Source organism: Tsuneonella troitsensis (genome assembly GCF_001441535.1).
Classification (GTDB): Bacteria; Pseudomonadota; Alphaproteobacteria; order Sphingomonadales; family Sphingomonadaceae; genus Tsuneonella; species Tsuneonella troitsensis.
In genome coordinates this window covers 1-17,506 of record NZ_LMAU01000003.1, presented here as the reverse complement: position 1 = coordinate 17,506, position 17,506 = coordinate 1, and the positions used below count along the sequence as shown (strand labels likewise).

Below are 17,506 nucleotides of genomic sequence, written 5' to 3'. Positions count from 1 at the left end.
TGCGCGGCTCCGCGCCGCGCAGCATGGATGGGCCATGACGAAGAAACTTACCGGAAAGGCCCTTGCTGCCGGCGCCGCGATCGGCTCCGCCGCAGTCGCCGCCGCACTTCTCTACGCGAACAAGCGCAAGGACGAAAAAAAGGCCGCCAAGCCGCCGCAGGCACCTTCCGGCGAGCCGCCCGAGACCGATTGACAGCGGCATTTCCGAAGGAGAGCCAGTGATGGAACCTCTTCGCGAGGTCGAGGGCCGGGCGATCCCGTATGGCGCCAAGAACGTCGATACCGACGTCATTATCCCCGCGCACTGGCTCAAGACGATCACCCGCGAGGGCCTGGGCCGAGGCGCATTCGAAACGGTGCGTACCCAGCCCGGCAACGTGTTCGACGATCCGGATTTTGCCGGCGCGCCGATCCTGATCGCGGGCGACAACTTCGGCTGCGGATCGAGCCGCGAACATGCGGCGTGGGCGCTGCTCGACATGGGCGTCCGGGCAGTCGTCGCGCCCAGCTTTTCGGACATCTTTGCCAGCAACGCGTTCAAGAACGGCGTCCTCACAGTCGAATTGCCGCAGGAGCAGGTCGACCGACTGCTTGAAGTCGCGCGGGATCATCCGGTCTCGATCGATCTTGAATCGCAGACCGTGACCACACCTTTTCAGGATCGCTTCGCATTCGATATCGACCCTTTCCGCAAGCACTGCCTGCTGGAGGGTCTCGACGAGGTTGGCCTGACGATGGCCCGCGATGCGGCGATCGGACACTACGAAGCCCGTCAGGCGCGCGAGATGCCCTGGCTGGTCACAGGAACGGAGAAAGCTGCATGAAAGCCCTACGCTCGCACGCCGTCGGAGGCCCGGAGACGCTGACGCTCGACGAGATCGACGTGCCCTCGCCGGGCAAGGGCCAGGTGCTGGTCGACGTGAAGGCCTGCGCGATCAACTATCCCGACGGACTGATCGTGCGCGACCTGTACCAGTTCAAGCCCGAGCGGCCCTTTTCGCCCGGTGGCGAAATCGCCGGCACGATCGAGGCGGTCGGTGAAGGCGTGGAAGGCTGGGCGGTCGGCGACCGCGTTCTCGCGGGCATCGGGAACGGCGGTCTGGCCGAAAAGGTCTGCGTGGCCGAGGGCCGGTTGTTCAAGGTGCCCGACGGCGTGCCCTTCGAAAAGGCCGCCTCCCTGATGATGACCTACGGCACGACGATCCACGGCCTCAAGGATCGCGGGCACATCAAGCCCGGCGACGTGATGCTGGTGCTCGGCGCGGCGGGCGGTGTCGGCCTGTCCGCTGTGGAACTGGGCAAGGCGTTCGGGGCGAAGGTCATCGCCGCCGTCTCGAGCGAGGCCAAGGGCGAAGTCGCGCGCAAGGCGGGTGCCGACGATGTCGTGATCTATCCGCGCGACGCGATGGACAAGGACGCATCGAAGGATCTGGCAAACCGGTTCAAGTCCGCCTGCGGCCCGGAAGGCGCCAATATCGTCTACGATATCGTCGGGGGCCAGTATTCCGAGCCGGCGCTGCGCGCGATCGCGTGGGAAGGACGCTTCCTGGTGGTCGGCTTCCCGGCGGGCATTCCCAAGATGCCGCTCAACCTGACGCTGCTGAAGAGTTGCGACATCTGCGGCGTGTTCTGGGGCGCCTTCACCGCGCGCGAGCCGGAGAAATTCCGTGCCCAGGCCGACGAACTGTTCGCGCTGATGAAGGCGGGCAAGATCGATCCGCTCATTTCCGAGACCTTCCCGTTGGAGCGCGGCGGCGAGGCGATCGCCAAGCTCGAGGCGCGCGAGGCGGTGGGCAAGCTCGTCGTCACCATGGACTAAGCTTGCCGCGCTGCTGAGGAAGGCCTATCTGCGCCTCCCATATTGCGAGAGGACCATATGACCGATTTCAGGGATCGCGAACGCGCCGAGGAAGCCAAGTTCGCCATGGATGAGCAGACGGCCTTCCGCGTCGCGGCACGCCGGAACCGTCTGCTCGGCCACTGGGCGGCCGAAAAGATGGGGCTGACGCCGGAAGAGACCGACGCCTATGCCAAGGCGGTGGTCCAAGCCGATTTCGAGGAAGCGGGCGACGAGGACGTGATCCGCAAGGTGCTCGGCGATCTCACAAGCGCCGGATGCGATATCGACGAGGCCGAAGTGCGCGCCGCGCTCGATGAAAAGTCGGTCGAAGCACGTCGCCAGTTCATGAGCGAGGGCTGATAGCGTGCCCATGCAGGCGGCGGACATCGAGGCGCTGATCCGCGCCGCAATTCCCGATGCCCAGGTCGAGATCCGCGATCTTGCGGGCGACGGCGACCACTACGCCGCGCATGTGGTGAGCGCTTCGTTCGCCGGAATACCGCGCGTGAAGCAGCACAAACTGGTGTACGATGCGCTCGGCGGCCGGATGGGCGGCGAACTGCACGCCTTGCAACTGACCACCGCCCTCCCCAACTGAATCTCCATTCCACCCCTATCCACAGCAAGGTTGCGGCCATGTCCGACGTCAATCAGCGCCTCGCCGACATCGTCGAAAAGAACGATGTCGTGCTTTTCATGAAGGGCACTCCGCTCTTCCCCCAATGCGGGTTTTCCAACCGCGCGGTGTCGATCCTCGATCACTGCGGCGTCACGTATGAGAGCGTCGACGTGCTGCAGGACATGGAAATCCGCCAGGGCATTAAGTCGTTCAGCGACTGGCCGACGATCCCCCAGCTTTACGTCAAGGGCGAGTTCGTGGGCGGCAGCGACATCATGATGGAGATGTTCGAGGCCGGGGAACTGCAAACGCTGTTCAGCGACCAGGGCGTTCCGACCACCGCCAGCTGACGGCTCCAACTGTCGCGAAATGAAAATCCCGTCCGGCTGGGTAGGCCGGACGGGTTTTTCGTATGGGTTCGGGTGTTCGGGGAGGCAGGACCGGGAGACCGGTGGTCCCGCCTCGTTGGGAAGACCGTTTGGGTATCGGTTACTGTGCACGGTCCGTGCCAACTGTGCGAAATGACCGGAAACCGGGCGTCGTGATGGTTAAGGCCATTAAACGAGAGAGACGCGGTGTAAGGTTTTCCGACAGGTTCTGGCTCGATAATCGGTATTGGCACGAAACCGATCGCACGGCACACTCGCGCAATGACCGACAGCGAAGATCGCCCCACAATTCCCGCAGCCACCGTCGTCGTTTTTCGCAATTCTCGTAGCGGCGGACCGCCTGAAATCCTCATGACGATCCGTCACCAGGCCATGACGTTTGCGGGTGGAATGGCCGTCTTCCCGGGAGGCCGGGTGGATCAGGCGGACCGAGATCTCGCCGCGAGCCTGCCGGGGGACCGGGACGAGGTGGCGCACCGGATCGCCGCGGTCCGAGAGGCCCTTGAGGAAACCGGCCTCGCCATCGGGATCTCCCAACAGCCTACGGTGGAGGACGTACGGCGCGCACGAGAGCTGTTGCTCGCCGAAGGAGCTCTTGCACCGGTGCTGGCCGCGATGGGCTGGACGCTCGACCTCGACAGCGTCGTTCCGTTCGCGCGGTGGCACCCGAAGAACGAGCGCATCCCGCGCATTTTCGACACACGCTTCTACCTGGCCGACCTCGGGACAGGGGCGGTCGAACTCGAAATCGACGAGACCGAAACGACCCACCTGTTCTGGACAACAGCGAGCGATGCGCTGGCCGCGGCCGAGCGAGGGGAACTGGGGTTGATCTTCCCCACCCGCCGCAACCTCGAACGCCTCGCCGAATTCGCTTCATTCGCCGAAGCCCGCGCGCAGGCAGAGGCCATACCGGTGAAGACCATCACGCCGTGGATGGAGGATCGCGACGGAGAACGATGGCTGATGATCCGCGACGATGCCGGCTACCCCGTACCGGGCGAGCCCCTGAGCACCGCTGCGCGGGCCTGAGCCCGGCCGATAGCCCTCGATCCGTCACATCGGACTGCTAAGCCGCCGAAAACCAACCGCTTCCTTGACCCTATGGGACCAGCCGCTACCCTTGGGGCCACACCAAATCGACTGAGGGGACTAGTCATAATGCGCCGCACCACCCAGCAGCTACGCCGCTTCAGTCTGGCGACACTGGCCTTCCGCGCGTCGACGCTTGCTATAGTCACTGCCGGCGGCTCCCTGCTTGCGCTCCCAGTCGCAGCACAACAGGCGCCCGCGCAAGCCACCTCAACGGGCATACCCGCATGGCAGATCGCCAGTACCGACCTTCCGGCCGATCCCGCAGTCCGGTTCGGGACCCTGCCCAACGGAATGCGGTATGCGATCCAGCGCCACGAAAATCCCAAGGGAACGGCTTCGGTCCGCTTCGCGATCGAAGTCGGCAAGCGCGAGGAAGGCGAAGGCGAAATCAATGCCGCGCACTTCGTCGAACACATGGCCTTCAACGGTTCCAAGAACATTCCCGAAGGCGAGCTGGTCAAGCGGCTGGAGCGTCTCGGCCTGGCATTCGGCGCGGATACCAACGCGGTGACGGATGTCGACTACACCAGCTACAAGCTCGATCTGCCCAAGGTTCAGCCCGAAATCGTCGATGCCGCGCTGACCTTCATGCGCGAAATCGCCTCCGAGCTGACGATCAGCCCGGAGGCGGTCGAGCGTGAACGCGGCATTCTCGTTTCCGAATACAACCAGCGCAACACCCCGCCGCTGCGCCGCGCGCTCGATGTTCTCGAGGAGGGCGTTCCGGAATCGCGCTTCGGCCCCGGCCTCGTCGGCGATCCGGACAGCATCCGGGCGATTACGCCGGAAAGTCTGCGCGCGTTTTACGAAGGCTATTATCGCCCCGACAGAGCGACGCTCGTCATCGTCGGCGATGTCGACGTCGATGCGATGGAAGCGGAAATCCGCAACCGTTTTTCCGACTGGAAGCCGACCGGCGAAGCGCGCGCGAACTATCTGCCGGACGTCACGATCCCCGGCCAGCCCCGGATCGCCACGTTCTCCGATCCGTCCACTGCCGAGCTGATCCAGTTCGACCGCGTCACGCCCTTCGTGCCCGCGGCCAACACGGTCGAGGAAACGCGCCGCGATTACCTCAAGGCCATCGCCAACCAGGCGCTCTCCAATCGTCTCAACTCGCTCGCCCAGCAGGAAGGCAGCCCGATCATCGGCGGTCAGGCCCTGGCGCAGGAAGTCGGTCGCAGCGTCGACACATCGAGCGTCCTCGTCGTTGCGAAGGACGGCCAGTGGCAGGCCGCCACAGTTCTGGGCGAGCAGCAGTTGCGGCAGGCGCGCGAGTTCGGTTTCACCGCTTCGGAAATCACGGAGCTGACCGCCAACATCCGAGCCAACCTGACCAACGCGGTCGAGCAGGCGAATGGTCGCACCAACGCCGCAATCGCCGACAGGCTGGCATCTGCGTCGCTGGCAGACGAAGTACCGGTCGCACCCGAAGCCGCGCTTGCCCTGTTCCAAGCGATCGAGCCGTCTATCGATGCCGCAGCGGTCAGCAGCGCATTCAAGTCTGCCTGGGACGGCGGTCCGACCCTGGTCCATATTTCGACCAAGGCCGCAGTCCCCGGCGGAAACGAGGAGATCGCAGCAGCGCTGGCGGAAAGCGCGAAGGTGGCCGTTACGGCTCCGGTCGAACAGGCCAGCAAGGCTTTCGCCTATGACTCGTTCGGAACACCTGGAACAGTCGCGTCCGATGCGACCGTTGCCGATCTGGGGATCCGCACGGTCCGGTTCGCAAACGGGGTGGCGCTCAACCTCAAGAAAACCGATTTCGTGCCCGGCCAGGTTCTCTGGCGCGCCGAGATCGGCAGCGGAACGCGCACCTTCGCGCCGGGCAAGCCGGGGCTCGATACCGCGGTGGCGATCATGACCCAGATCGACGGATTGGGTCAGCACGATCCCGACGAGCTGCGCCGCATCGTCGCGGGACGAAAGGTGGCGACCGGCCTTACCGCGGAAACGGATGCACTGGTGTCCACGGGTGCGACCACGCGCGAGGATATCGCGCTGCAGCTCAAGCTGATCGCAGCGCAGATTTCCGATCCTGCCTGGCGGGCCTCCACCGCATCGCAATGGGCCGGACTTGCACCGGTCGTCGCCAAGAACATCTCTGGCAATCCGACCCAGCGGTTCATGTCCGCCCTGCCGAATGTACTGGCGGGCGGCGACAGCCGCGTGGGCCTTGGCGATCCAACCGCGCTGACCGCCATCACCCTCGACGATGTTCGCGCAGCAATCGGGCCGCAGATCGCCAATGGCCGGATCGAGATCGCGATCGTCGGCGATATCGATGAGCAGGCGATGATCGATGCGGTCGCCGCCACCCTCGGTGCCCTTCCTACGCGCCAGCCTGCCGGATCGGTCGGCCAGGATGTACGTCCCCTGCGTTTCCCGACAGATCGGGCGATCCAGACGGTCGCTCATGACGGTGCTGCAGACCAGGGACTCATCGCGCTGGCCTGGCAAGGCGATGACGGCATGGACCAGAAGTCGATGCTCGAACGGGATATGCTGGCAGCAGTGCTGCAGCTTCGCCTGACCGACGTGCTGCGCGAGGAGCTGGGCGCTTCGTACACCCCGCAGGCCTTGTCCAGCGCGTCGCTGACGTTCGAGGACTACGGTTTCCTCGCTGCGTTCGCCCCGGTCGAGCCCGCGTCCATGGATACCGTCGCACAGGCCGTGAAGCGCATCGCCAGTGACCTGCGCAGCGCACCGCCGACAGCCGACGAAGTGCTGCGCGCCCGACAGCCGGTGCTCGAACGGTGGGAGCGGCAATCGCGTGAGAACGCGGGATGGACCAGTGTCGTGGTTGACGCACAGAGCCGGCCCGAGATACTGGAGCGGCGACGGATGCGGGTTGCCAACATGGAGGCGATCACCCCGGCCGACATCCAGGCTGCGGCCCGCCTCTATCTCGATCCCGCAGCTGCGCTCGAAATCCGCGGCGTCCCGCGCGCGGCACCCGGACAGTAAGGGGCGATCTGTCAGTCTCCCTCCTGCCGACCGGGGGAGGGAGACTGGCGCGCCCGGCAGGACTGTCCGCTCGCTTCGCTCGCGTTCGTCTCCGCCGCTACGCGGCTTCGACCCCGAACGGGTGCGATCCTTTATGGACCCGCCAAGCCTTCGCCCTCCGCCTCTGGCGAGGGGAAGGCTTGGCGCGCCCGGCAGGACTCGAACCTGCAACTCCAAGCTTAGAAGGCTCGTGCTCTATCCAGTTGAACTACGGGCGCGCTCGGGCCGCGCATAGCGTGCTTTTCGCGGCGCACAAATCGCGATAATCCTGCGTGCATGAGCGAACCGGTAGCCGCGATCGAAGGAAATGCCGCGGCCCCGCGGCACTTCCGCTATTACGACCTCATCATGGCGGCCTTCGTCGCCATCCTGCTGCTGTCGAACATCATCGGTGCGTCCAAGCCGAGCTACGTGACCTTGCCCGGCGGTACGCAGTGGGCGTTCGGTGCGGGCGTGCTGTTCTTTCCGATCAGCTACATCATCGGCGACATCCTGACCGAGGTGTACGGCTACGCCCGCGCACGGCGGGTGATCTGGACGGGTTTCGCCGCGCTCGCCTTCATGGCATTCATGGCCTGGGTGGTCGTGAAGCTCCCGCCCGCGGCGGGCTGGCCGGGGCAGGAAGCCTACGAGTTCGTGTTCGGCAATTCCTGGCGCATCGTGCTCGCGTCGATGACGGCGTTCTGGGTGGGCGAATTCGCCAACAGCTTCGTGCTCGCGAAGTTGAAGGTTTGGACCGAAGGCCGGCACCTTTGGCTCCGGACGATCGGCTCTACTTTCGTCGGACAGGGGCTCGACAGCCTCATATTCTATCCGTTGGCCTTCTATGGCATCGCCGGTTGGCCGCCGGAGCAACTGATGATGGTCGTGCTGTCGCAATGGGCGATCAAGACCGCGTGGGAGGTATTGCTGACCCCCGTCACCTACGCCGTCGTCGGGGCGCTGAAGCGCCGCGAGGGCGTGGAGGTGTTCGACCGCCAGACCGACTTCTCACCGTTCGGGCGCACCGCATAGCAAAAGGGCCGGACGTTTCCGCCCGGCCCCTTCGTTACCGTTCGGACCGAAGTCAGAACTTGGTGCGTACCGTCACGCCGTAAGTGCGCGGCTCGTCGAGGAAGGCGATGCGCGAACGCTGCCCGGCCCCGCCCCGCAGCGGCGTGTTCGCCGTGATGCCCCGGGTGATCTCGTTCGACAGGTTCACGCCCCATACCTCGACCGCGAACCGATCGTTCGGCGCGCTGAAGCCCAGGCGAGCGTTTACCTTGAAGAAGTTCTCCTGGTAATCGAACGGCAGCGGAGCGAACGGCGCTGCCGTCTCGGTCGGCGTCGTGCTGGTTCGGCGCTTGTCCGAATAGTTGACGTTGACATTGGCGAGCAGTCCCCAGCCCGACGCGTTGAGCGGACCGTCGTAGGTGATCCCCGCAACGCCGCTGAACTTCGGCGCATTGGTCAGCGGTTGGCCGCACAACGTCTGCACCGTCGGCAGGGCGGAACCGGTGATGCCCGCGTCGCAATCGTCGCCATATTTCGCGTCCGCATATGTGGTCGAGAAATTGACCGTGATGTTGGGATCGAACCGACCCACCATTTCCAGCTCGACGCCGCGCGAACGGGCGTTCGCGACGTTGAAGGTCTGGAACTGCACGCCGGTGAATTCCAGGACCTGGAAATCGTCCATGTCCATCTGGAACAGGGCGACGTTCGCGGTGATGCGGTCGTTGGCGAAGCTGGTCTTGAAGCCGATTTCCATCGCGTCGACCTTTTCCGAGGCGAAGCGCGGGTCGAGACCACCCGCCGCCGCCGCCGGATCGAGGTTGAAGCCGCCCGATTTGAACCCGTGGGCATAGCTTGCGTAGGCCAGGAACCCGTCGTTGTTGTTGTAGGCGATCTGCGCCGTGTAGGTCAGCTCGTCGTCCTTGAACGTCAGGTCATACTCACGCGGCAGGGGCAGCACTGTCGATGCAGGCAGGTTGGCCTGCGTCGCGAAAGGGAAGCAGCTGAGGCCGAGCGCGCCACCGGCAAGGACATTGGCAGTGGCAGCAGGCAACCCGACGACAGTCGTCAGGTTGGTGATTATGTTGTTGAAACCATTCGCGATCGCAGTACACGCCGGCGAACTTCCGGCGAGCTGGTCGAACGCGCCGTCCTTCTTTTCGTCGACATAACGAGCACCCAGGGTCAGGCTGATATTGTCGGTCAGGTCGATCACGTTGTGCGTGAACACCGAGAAGCTCTTTGCATCCTGGGTAAAGCGATTGACCGCGAAGCTGCCGTTCGAATTGATGCCGACGACATTGGGCAACGCGAAGTTCGGCACCGGCCCCACATTCGGGATGACCGTGATCCCGGTCGCCTGCGCCAATCGGGTAAGGGCGAACAACGGGTTGGGCCCGAACGGCGCAAAACCGTTGCCCAGCGCGTTGAAGAGCTGGGTCGAGGCGTAAGCCTGGTAATCCGGCCCGAGCGTCATCGCCTGCGTCTCGTCGATCTTTTCGTCCGAGTAATAGGCGCCGAGCAGCCAGTCGACCCGGTCGTCGAACGCCGTGCCCTGGAACCGCAGCTCGTGCGTCATGACCTTGTTGGTCCCGCCGCTGAACGGGGCATTGGGCGCATACGAAGCAGGACCGACGTTGTAGACATCGAGGCCCACGAAATCGTCCTGCGCGGACTGCGCGGTGAACTTGCGATAAGACCCGATGTAGGTGACGTCGGCAGCGCCGAGTCCGACCTTCAGCTCGCCGGAGACGCCCCACTGCTTGGTGGTGTTGATGTAGCCGTCATCGCTCGACAGGCGGTTTTGCACGGCGTTCGATCCGGAATCGATGACTCCGCCGTTGGCCGGCGGGCCGTAGGCGGCGAACGCACCGGCGGCGCGCAGTTCGGTTTCGCGGATGATGACCGCGGTACAGCAGTTTTCGTCCGATTCGGCATAGTCGCCGATCAGGCGCACGCTCACGTCCGCCGAAGGCTCCCACAGCATCTGTCCGCGAAGGATGTAGCGATCGCGGTTGCCGCTCTCGGCGCCGCTCGTTGAACTCGTGATGATCCCGTCGCGCTTGCGATAGGCGCCCGACAGACGCACGCCCATCTGGCCCTCGACGATGGGAACGCTGACACCGGCCTGCGCGCCGTAATAATCGAAGTTGCCGTAGGTCGCGTTGGCGAAACCCTCGACCTCGTTGAGATTGGGCCGCTTCGTCGAGATGTTGAGCGCACCGGCGGACGTGTTGCGGCCGAACAGGGTGCCCTGCGGCCCGCGCAGGATTTCCAGCCGCTCAAGGTCGAGCAAGTCGCCCAGCGCGATGCCGGGACGCGACAAGTACACGCCGTCGAGGAACACGCCGACCGAGCTTTCGAGGCCCGTGTTGTTGCCCGTGGTACCGACGCCGCGGATGCGGATCGAGGTGCCCTGGGTCTCGGTTTGCGAGGACTGGATGCTGAAGCTGGGCGAAATGGCCGACAGCGTCTTGATGTCGACGACGCCCTGCCGATCGAGTTCGGCGGGCTGCACCGCGGTCACCGCGATGGGAATGTCCTGAACGTCGGCGGCGCGCAACGTCGCGGTGACGATGATGACGCTCGGATCGCTCTCGTCGTCGCCTGCGTCCTGCGCCATGGCGGTTACGGGAATGCGGATGCGCAAATGCCTGCAAGCAGGGCGGCTTTACCCCTCATGTGTCCTCTCCTTTGAATGGGCCGTCTAGGCGCGGCCTCGTTCAGGAAGGGAAGCTAATGCAATTTCCATCATACTGGCAATAGGTTGCCGATCGATCCGCACAGATGCGAATTTGCGATACAATATTGCGCAGCGTCAAATTGCTGGGGGCTGACGATTTCCGCTACGGAATCTTACACCTTCGTACGAATGACGTTCGAGCAGCAGACTTCCGCCCTCGACCAGACGTCACACCAGCGTCGCACTTTCGGCTATGGCAACTATGCCGCGCTTGCCATTCGCATCACGGCCGAGCTGCACGATCACGTCGATAACCCCCGATGCATAGGCGATGGTATCGCTGCGCGTCAGGCCGATCCCCGTCTGCATGACCATCAGCGCCAGTTGCTCGAGCGCACCGCGCAGGGAGTTGGCGTGAATGGTGGAAAAGCTTCCCGGATGGCCGGTGTTGATAGCCCGCAGGAAGCTGACGCTCTCCGCCCCGCGAAGCTCGCCCAGGACGATGCGATCCGGGCGAAGGCGCAACGCAGCCTGCAGCAATTCGTTGGCGGTGACCTTCGCCTCGCCCAGTTCGCCCTTCACCGCGACGAGCCCGACGCCGTTCTCGCCCGGAAGCCGCAATTCGGGCGTGTCCTCTACCAGGATGACCCGCTCGCCGCGCGGAATTTCGCCGAGCATCGCGTTGAGAAACGTCGTCTTGCCGGTGCTCGTGCCACCGGAAATCAGGATGGTCCGTCGCTGGCGAATGGCCTCGCGCAGGAAAGCGATGGGCTGGGCCTGCGAGTCCGGCATCGGCGGCGCTTCCGCAGCGCCCAGCGGCCCCGAGTCATACGCGTCGAGCGGCAGGTCGAGCCGGCGGTGCCGACGAATGGCCATCGCCCAGTGGCGGCGGGCCGAAGGCGGCCCGCAGAACTGGACGCGCGCGCCATCGGGCAAGGTCGCGCCGAGCAGCGGGTGCTCGCGGTTGATGCCCTGATGGCTGACACGCGCGACCTGCTCCGCCAGACGTTGGACCAGCCGATCGTCGATCTCGGGCGCGTCGATCCGCTGCATTCCGGGATGCGCGGCGTCCTCTATCCAGACCTCGCCGGGCCGGTTGACCAGGATTTCGGTAATCGTATCGACGTCCAGCCAGCGCTGGAACGGCGCGAGGTAGGCGTCGAGATAGACGCTGCGCTCGCCGCCGGGACCTCCAACGGTCGGCAGGGGATGGACGTCTGCGGCCACCGCCCTACTTCACCGCCGAGAAATCGAGATCGCGCGCGGTGAATACGCGGATCGGCTCCCCCGCCCGGACGCGCACGGTCGGGGCAATCTGGCCATTCTGCTGGAGTGCGGTCGATGCTGCACTCGTTCCGCCACCAAGCACGACCGAAGCTCCCCCGGTCGTCAAACCTCCGATGACCGAAAGCAGCATCGAAGACCCGAACCGCCGGAAGAAGTGGCTGCTGACCTGCCCGGCAAGCCCCGTCGTCCCGTCGAAGCCGGTCGCGGGCGAAGCCAGGTTCACCGATGCTCCGTCGGGGCGGATCAGGCGGGTCCAAATGACGTAGGCCCGCTTCTGCCCGGCCTGCAGACCGGACTGGTACTGGCCGATCAGCCGGCTCGAGCGGGGGACGAGAACGCGGGTACCGTCGAAGCTGCGCACGTCCTGGCTGACGACCGCACGGACATAGCCCGGCACGTCGGTATTGATCGCGGTCTCCAGAACGGCCGGGATCAGCGTTCCCTGCGTAACCGTGGTCTGCGGATTGACCATGGCAGCCGCGCGCGCGGGAGCACCGCCGACGCCGCCGATCCTGCTGGCGAAGTCGCTGGCGCCGGCGCCGCCGGGCGCTGCCTCTCCCGGCTGGCCGGGCGCGGCTTCGCCAAGACCGCCCGGGATATTGCTCGCGTCGAACACCACGGTGGGGTTGGCATAGGGATTGGCGACCGGCGCAATCGATTGATTGGGCATGGAAGCCAGCACCGGCTGCGGTGCCGGGTCCGCGCGGGGCGCGCCGACCGGCTGCGGTTGCGCTTGCGGCGGAGTGACGGGCGTGATCGCCTGGGGTGGTACCGCGGGCGCGGCCTGCGCAACCTGGGGATTGCCGACACCTTCGGGCTGGTCGGTCCGCGCCGCGTTCATGCTCCAAAGCGTGATCGCACCGATCAGGCCGATGACCCCGATGCCCGCAGCGAGGCCGAGCCCATCGGACTTGCCCTTGCGCTGGGTGACCGCGGGAAAGGCGTTGCGACTTGCCAGATCGATGATCTCGGCGCTTTCGCCTTCGCGCGGGTCGCGGTCGTTGGCGGCGGTGTCGCCCGGCTTCTTGGCAGGCAGGCGCATGGCGAGACGCATCAGCGGTTCCCTTCGGATGTGGGCATGTCGGACCGGGCGAGCGCGGCTTGCGGGCTTGCCGGGGTTGCGGTCGGCGCGATGCGCGCGGGGCCGCTGTTCGTGAGGGTCGCGGCCTGTTTCCCCGATCGCAGCACGATTTCGCGGGGCACGCCTTCGACCACGATAACATCGCCGCGCACAGTGAAGTTGACGGGCCCCTCGGTGCCTGCCTCGTCCTTGATCAGGATCGCAGGAACGGGATTGCCCGCCGGCCAGGCGAGAAACGTCGCGCTGCCGTCGTCGTAGGTGCGTGCGGGCAATAGCTTGCGGTCGCCGCTGCCGTTCCACGCGAAGTTCAGGTCTGCGGGGTCGGTCACCGCCTGCGGCTGGGTCGCCGCGGCGATCTCCTCGGCGGTCGGAGCCTGGGCACCGGCCATCTGCACCTCCCGTTCCGGTTCGTCGGGGTAGGTGAAGCGCAACACGTAAAGCGGCCTCGCCCCGGCGCTCGCGACCAGATCGAACAGGTAGGTACGCCGGTCGGTCACCACCGTCATGTTGGTCGTGGCGGTCGGAGAAAGCGGCTTCACGAACAGCAGGTTGGCCCGCTTGTTCGGCGTGACCTGCCATGCCTCGCTATCGCCGATCGCCACGTTCTCGATCCGCTCGTCCTCGGCGAACTGGATCGTTGCCTGGACCTTGGCCTTGCCGTCGATGCGGACGACCTTGCCGGCGTCGTAGAACCGCTCGACGATGCGATTATCTTGCGCGGCGGTTGCCGTGGAAGCGGCAAGGAGGGCGAGCGCGAGGCTTGCGCGGATCATTTCATTTTCTCCGATAATCCCGCCGACGATCGTGGCGGAGGAGCCTTGAAGCGGCTGCCGATGCCGCGAACGCGCGACGTGGCGGCGGTGGCGGAAGCAGCCTGTCCGGGCACCGAAGCACCCATCTGTTCGACGACGCGAACGTCGCGGCGCCCCGCTTGGGGAATCGATCCGCCGTCGTTGGCGGCAGGAGCGGTCGCGAATGCGGCCACGGGTATGCGCCGGTCGCCGGCGGCGGACGACTGCGCCATCGTGGCAGCTGCCGCCGTCGACATGGGGGTAGCGGATGCGCCGCCGAATGCGCCGCTTCCGGTGTCTCCGCGTTCGCCCTTTTCCGGAACGAGGCCGAATACGCGCCAACCGGCGACCATCGTGCTGGTCACTTTGAGGATCATGACCATCAACGCCATGTGGACCGCACCGACGAGGAAAAAGGCCATGGCCGCTTGCGGATCGATCTGCCCCGGCGTCGCGGCAAGCGCCGCGAGGATCGGGACCGCCAGTTCCAGCATCACGCTGCCGCCGAGCACCGCGAACAGCGGCACCAGCGCCAGCATCACGATCCCCTTGAGCCAACCGGTGAACAGGCCGCGGGTGCCGTTGAACAGCGCCATGACCACGAAGATCGGCCCGACCGCTACCAGCACGGCCAGTGCGATCCGGGCGGTGACGAGAACGCCCACCGTCCCAAGCAGGAACAGCATCGCCCCCAGCCACATCATACCTTCGGGAGAAAAGGCACTGACATCGCGGTTGCCGCCTTCCGCGCCCGCGGCATCCTGCGGGCTTGCCTGCTGAAGCGCCTGAAACACCACGTCGATCTTTTGCGCGAAGACCTGTGTCGCGCTTTCGCGGCTGCCGGTAATGACCCCAGCGATCCAGTCGGGGCCGCCGATCGCCAGGTTCCAGACCATCGTGCTGTAGGCGACCCAGCTCGTGACGAACGTCAGCACGAGGCCGATCGTCATCATGCGCGGCGTGACCGATCGCACGCTGAGGCTGGCGCGGCCGAGCATCAGGTTGATCGCGAACCACGCGATCACGAGGGTCAGCAGGATGGTGAGCGATGTGACCAGCGCTCCGCCGGGCGCGAACAGCCGGCCGAACGATGCCGCCATCGTCTCGCCGGCCACGCAATCGACCGCCTGCAGTGCGGCGGAAACCCCGTTGCCGACGTTGGCGGCGATCTGATCGCAGGCCGCGCTCATTCGGCGGCCAGCTTCAGTGCTTCGACGCTTGCGGGCACGTCTTCGTCGACAGTCGTCCCTCCGGGCCAGGCGTGGCCGGTGAGCGCCGGGAACCAGTCGGCAGGACTATCGCCGACGGCCTCGCGCAACAGGTCGAGACGGCGGACGGTGCCCTCGCGGCCCGACAGCACCGCAAGCACTTCGGGCGCGTTGGAAAGGTCGAGCCTTACCACGACGCTCGCATCGGGCTGGCGGATGAGGAACGCGCGGCTGTGGGCCGGCAGCGAGCGGATCAGGGCAAGCTCGTGGCTGGTCAGTCCGAAACCGTCGCAATAGTCCTCCGCCCGTGCGCGGGCGTTGGGCATGAAGATCATCGTCGCCGTCTGCTCGACCAGCGCGGTGGCGATGCGGCTATCCAGCGCATCGCGCGCCGACTGGGTGGCAAAGCCGACCAGCGCGTTGCGCTTACGCAAGGTCTTGAGCCAGTCGCGAATGCGGGCCGCGAACACCTCGTCGTCGAGCGCCTTCCACCCCTCGTCGATCAGGATCATCGTCGGCTTGCCGTCGAGCCGTTCCTCGATCCGGTGGAACAGGTACATCATCGTCGGCGTGCGCAAGCGCGGATTCTCGAGCAGCGCGGTCATGTCGAATCCGAGCACGCGCGCACCCAGATCGAGCCTGTCCTCGGCGTTGTCGAACAGCCACGAATGCTCGCCGCCCGCGATCCAGGCGGAGAGCCGGTCGGCCAGGTCACCCGGTTGCGGCCGCTTGGCGCCCGACAGCAGTTCGCGGAAATGCTTCAACCTGCGCAATCCGGCATCGTTGGCATAAGCGGCATCGACCGCTCCGGCGATCGTCGCCAGTTCCTCTGGTCCATCGGCCTTCAGCAGCACCGCCAGCCAGTCGCGCAGGAAGGCGCGGTTGCCGGGCGTGTCGGGAAGAGCGAGCGGATTGAATCCGGTGGGTTCGCCGCTGGCGATCCGGTCGTAGCGCCCGCCGATGCCCCGAATGAAGAGTTCTGCACCGCGATCCTTGTCGAAAAGGATCGTCCTAGGGCTGAATTTCTGCGCCTGCGCGGCGACGAAATTCATCACTACCGTCTTGCCGGAGCCCGAGGGACCAATGACCGTGAAGTTGCCGAGGTCGCCGTTGTGGAAGTTGAAGAAGAACGGGGTCTGGCTGGTCGTCTGCAGCAGCGTGACCGCATCGCCCCAGTGGTTCCCCTCGGCCTGGCCGAGCGCCATGCCGTGCAAGGACCCGAAGCTCGCCATGTTGGCGCTCGAGATCATCGCGCGGCGGGCGATATAGCCCTCGTTTCCGGGAAACTGGCCCCAGAACGCCGGCTCGAGGTTGGTATCCTCCCGAACCACGATGGCGCCCGTATCGGCCAGCGCCGCGGCGCAGGCGGCGGTCGCCTCGTCCAGAAGCGGCAAGGTCCGTTCGCGCACGAGGACCGTGAGGTGGTGGTCGCCGAAACCGACAGCTCCATTGCCCAGCGCGTCGCGGGCGGCGAGCATGTCGTGCCGCTCGGCCATCGCCTCCTCGTCGGCGCTCTTCAAGCGGCGGATCGCCAGGTCCATCCGCTCGCGCGCCGTCGTGCGTTCGGACGGAGCATAGCTTTCGGACACAACCATCTCAAACGGCTGGCGCAGCAGCGCGTCGAGCAGGCCAGGGCTGGTCGCCTCGGGGTAGTCCTTGAGGCTGAGGATCGCGGCAAAGTCCGGTTCGCCGCTGCCGCGCAGCTCCATCGCGTCGAGGCCGAAGCTCGCCCGGCGATAGGGCAGCATCTGGCCGATGTCGGTCTCGTCGGCCGGACGGCGCACCGGGCGCATCTCGCCGTTGTAGAGCGCGCTCAGCAGTTCGAGAATCTCGTTGTTGAGGGCGCCGCTCGGGCCCTCGTAATCGTCGAGCATCGTCGCGCCATAAGCCTGCAGCGAGGCGACGAGCCCGGTGGCCGCCGCCCTTAAGGCGCGCACGTCCTTGGGATCGGCGTCGACTTCCCGCTGCCCCTTCCTGCTCCACATCTTCGCCGCCTTTTCGGCGAGGCCCGCCTTGCCGCGCGCCGGTCGCCGAACGAGCGTGACGAACTGATCGTTGACGAACAGCGAACCACTGCCCAGCCGCTCTTTCCAGCGGCGGTCGATGTGCGCGCTGAGGGGATCGGGAAACTCCGCGTCGAGCTCGATCTGCACCCGGCGGCGAATGACGTGGTGATACAGCACGAACCGCGCATCGAGCGTCGAGCGCAGCATCACCTCACGCGTCGCGGCATGGTGGTTGAGCGCGTCCGAATCCTCGGTCTCGAACAGCAGTCCGGGGACCTGCAGAGCGGTCATCACGCTACCGTCGCGCAAAAGCACGGTATTGCCGTCGATGAGGCGGGCGTAGGGCAGGCGGTCGCCAGCGCGGGCTTCCTTCGCGCTCCAGGCGGCGGCGCCGATCCATTTCTTCATTCGCCGAATCCTTCCATCAGGCGGCGTAACTGTTGCAGCCCCAGCGCTTCCAGTTGGGTACACGGGGACACTTGCTGACCTTGGTGAGCCAAAGGTCGAA

Annotated in this window: 15 protein-coding genes, 1 tRNA gene and 1 pseudogene; 9 read left to right on the top strand and 8 right to left on the bottom strand. The window is 65.7% G+C overall.

Annotated features, from left to right (window positions below; translation table 11 throughout):
• The first annotated feature begins 34 nt into the window (after positions 1 to 34).
• The 8 genes from AR323_RS06810 (at position 35) to AR323_RS06775 (ending at position 6,910) form a co-directional block, all read left to right on the top strand.
• Entirely contained in the window at positions 35 to 193 is a 159-nt protein-coding gene (locus AR323_RS06810; RefSeq protein WP_057883235.1) for a hypothetical protein, read from the top strand.
• A 28-nt stretch (positions 194 to 221) separates the two neighbouring features.
• Positions 222 to 824: a 3-isopropylmalate dehydratase small subunit gene (gene leuD, locus AR323_RS06805; RefSeq protein ID WP_083495279.1), complete on the top strand. Its 603-nt coding sequence runs from the start codon at positions 222 to 224 to the stop codon at positions 822 to 824.
• Positions 821 to 1,819 (top strand): NADPH:quinone oxidoreductase family protein, encoded by a 999-nt coding sequence (locus AR323_RS06800; RefSeq protein WP_057883233.1) that lies wholly within the window; start codon positions 821 to 823, stop codon positions 1,817 to 1,819. The genes leuD and AR323_RS06800 overlap by 4 nt, the downstream gene beginning before the upstream one ends.
• Positions 1,820 to 1,876: 57 nt before the next feature.
• The gene (locus tag AR323_RS06795) at positions 1,877 to 2,200 is read left to right on the top strand and encodes a DUF1476 domain-containing protein (RefSeq protein WP_057883232.1); all 324 of its coding nucleotides are present in this window, start codon (positions 1,877 to 1,879) and stop codon (positions 2,198 to 2,200) included.
• Positions 2,201 to 2,204: 4 nt separating this feature from the next.
• Positions 2,205 to 2,438, top strand: coding sequence for a BolA family protein (locus AR323_RS06790; protein WP_057883231.1), 234 nt, complete (start codon positions 2,205 to 2,207; stop codon positions 2,436 to 2,438).
• A gap of 38 nt (positions 2,439 to 2,476) precedes the next feature.
• On the top strand, positions 2,477 to 2,809 hold the full coding sequence (gene grxD / locus AR323_RS06785; protein ID WP_057883230.1) for a Grx4 family monothiol glutaredoxin: 333 nt from the start codon (positions 2,477 to 2,479) through the stop codon (positions 2,807 to 2,809).
• A 300-nt stretch (positions 2,810 to 3,109) separates the two neighbouring features.
• Positions 3,110 to 3,880, top strand: coding sequence for an NUDIX hydrolase (locus AR323_RS06780; RefSeq protein ID WP_057883229.1), 771 nt, complete (start codon positions 3,110 to 3,112; stop codon positions 3,878 to 3,880).
• Between the two features lie 129 nt (positions 3,881 to 4,009).
• Complete coding sequence (locus AR323_RS06775) at positions 4,010 to 6,910, top strand: M16 family metallopeptidase (protein WP_057883228.1); 2,901 nt, start codon at positions 4,010 to 4,012, stop codon at positions 6,908 to 6,910.
• A gap of 180 nt (positions 6,911 to 7,090) precedes the next feature.
• On the opposite strand, the gene AR323_RS06770 is transcribed toward AR323_RS06775, so the two are convergent.
• Positions 7,091 to 7,167: transfer RNA gene (locus AR323_RS06770), tRNA-Arg, on the bottom strand.
• 58 nt (positions 7,168 to 7,225) lie between these two features.
• On the opposite strand from AR323_RS06770, the gene AR323_RS06765 reads away from it, so the two are divergent.
• Positions 7,226 to 7,963 (top strand): queuosine precursor transporter, encoded by a 738-nt coding sequence (locus tag AR323_RS06765; protein WP_057883227.1) that lies wholly within the window; start codon positions 7,226 to 7,228, stop codon positions 7,961 to 7,963.
• A 52-nt stretch (positions 7,964 to 8,015) separates the two neighbouring features.
• Here AR323_RS06765 and AR323_RS06760 read toward each other — a convergent pair whose 3' ends face one another.
• The 7 genes and pseudogenes from AR323_RS06760 to AR323_RS15105 form a co-directional block, all read right to left on the bottom strand.
• Positions 8,016 to 10,565: a TonB-dependent receptor gene (locus AR323_RS06760; RefSeq protein WP_057883226.1), complete on the bottom strand. Its 2,550-nt coding sequence runs from the start codon at positions 10,563 to 10,565 to the stop codon at positions 8,016 to 8,018.
• Between the two features lie 288 nt (positions 10,566 to 10,853).
• A complete protein-coding gene (gene virB11 / locus AR323_RS06755) occupies positions 10,854 to 11,852 on the bottom strand; it encodes a P-type DNA transfer ATPase VirB11 (protein ID WP_057883225.1) in 999 nt (332 codons plus the stop codon).
• A gap of 4 nt (positions 11,853 to 11,856) precedes the next feature.
• A complete protein-coding gene (locus tag AR323_RS06750; protein ID WP_235510488.1) occupies positions 11,857 to 12,966 on the bottom strand; it encodes a TrbI/VirB10 family protein in 1,110 nt (369 codons plus the stop codon).
• A complete protein-coding gene (locus tag AR323_RS06745) occupies positions 12,966 to 13,766 on the bottom strand; it encodes a TrbG/VirB9 family P-type conjugative transfer protein (protein ID WP_057883224.1) in 801 nt (266 codons plus the stop codon). The genes AR323_RS06750 and AR323_RS06745 overlap by 1 nt, the downstream gene beginning before the upstream one ends.
• The gene (locus AR323_RS06740) at positions 13,763 to 14,974 is read right to left on the bottom strand and encodes a type IV secretion system protein (protein WP_057883223.1); all 1,212 of its coding nucleotides are present in this window, start codon (positions 14,972 to 14,974) and stop codon (positions 13,763 to 13,765) included. The genes AR323_RS06745 and AR323_RS06740 overlap by 4 nt, the downstream gene beginning before the upstream one ends.
• Complete coding sequence (locus AR323_RS06735) at positions 14,971 to 17,406, bottom strand: VirB4 family type IV secretion/conjugal transfer ATPase (RefSeq protein ID WP_057883222.1); 2,436 nt, start codon at positions 17,404 to 17,406, stop codon at positions 14,971 to 14,973. Before AR323_RS06735 ends, AR323_RS06740 begins: the two co-directional genes overlap by 4 nt.
• Before the next feature lie 16 nt (positions 17,407 to 17,422).
• Positions 17,423 to 17,506, bottom strand: a pseudogene (locus AR323_RS15105) (type IV secretion system protein VirB3); the annotation flags it as partial.

Bases quoted from the DNA above. Each gene is read 5' to 3' on its own strand.
- AR323_RS06810 (WP_057883235.1), top strand. From the start codon at position 35: ATGACGAAGAAACTTACCGGAAAGGCCCTTGCTGCCGGCGCCGCGATC.
- leuD (WP_083495279.1), top strand. From the start codon at position 222: ATGGAACCTCTTCGCGAGGTCGAGGGCCGGGCGATCCCGTATGGCGCC.
- AR323_RS06800 (WP_057883233.1), top strand. From the start codon at position 821: ATGAAAGCCCTACGCTCGCACGCCGTCGGAGGCCCGGAGACGCTGACG.
- AR323_RS06795 (WP_057883232.1), top strand. From the start codon at position 1,877: ATGACCGATTTCAGGGATCGCGAACGCGCCGAGGAAGCCAAGTTCGCC.
- grxD (WP_057883230.1), top strand. From the start codon at position 2,477: ATGTCCGACGTCAATCAGCGCCTCGCCGACATCGTCGAAAAGAACGAT.
- AR323_RS06780 (WP_057883229.1), top strand. From the start codon at position 3,110: ATGACCGACAGCGAAGATCGCCCCACAATTCCCGCAGCCACCGTCGTC.
- AR323_RS06775 (WP_057883228.1), top strand. From the start codon at position 4,010: ATGCGCCGCACCACCCAGCAGCTACGCCGCTTCAGTCTGGCGACACTG.
- AR323_RS06765 (WP_057883227.1), top strand. From the start codon at position 7,226: ATGAGCGAACCGGTAGCCGCGATCGAAGGAAATGCCGCGGCCCCGCGG.
- AR323_RS06760 (WP_057883226.1), bottom strand. From the start codon at position 10,565: ATGGCGCAGGACGCAGGCGACGACGAGAGCGATCCGAGCGTCATCATC.
- AR323_RS06750 (WP_235510488.1), bottom strand. From the start codon at position 12,966: ATGCGTCTCGCCATGCGCCTGCCTGCCAAGAAGCCGGGCGACACCGCC.
- AR323_RS06745 (WP_057883224.1), bottom strand. From the start codon at position 13,766: ATGATCCGCGCAAGCCTCGCGCTCGCCCTCCTTGCCGCTTCCACGGCA.
- AR323_RS06740 (WP_057883223.1), bottom strand. From the start codon at position 14,974: ATGAGCGCGGCCTGCGATCAGATCGCCGCCAACGTCGGCAACGGGGTT.
- AR323_RS06735 (WP_057883222.1), bottom strand. From the start codon at position 17,406: ATGAAGAAATGGATCGGCGCCGCCGCCTGGAGCGCGAAGGAAGCCCGC.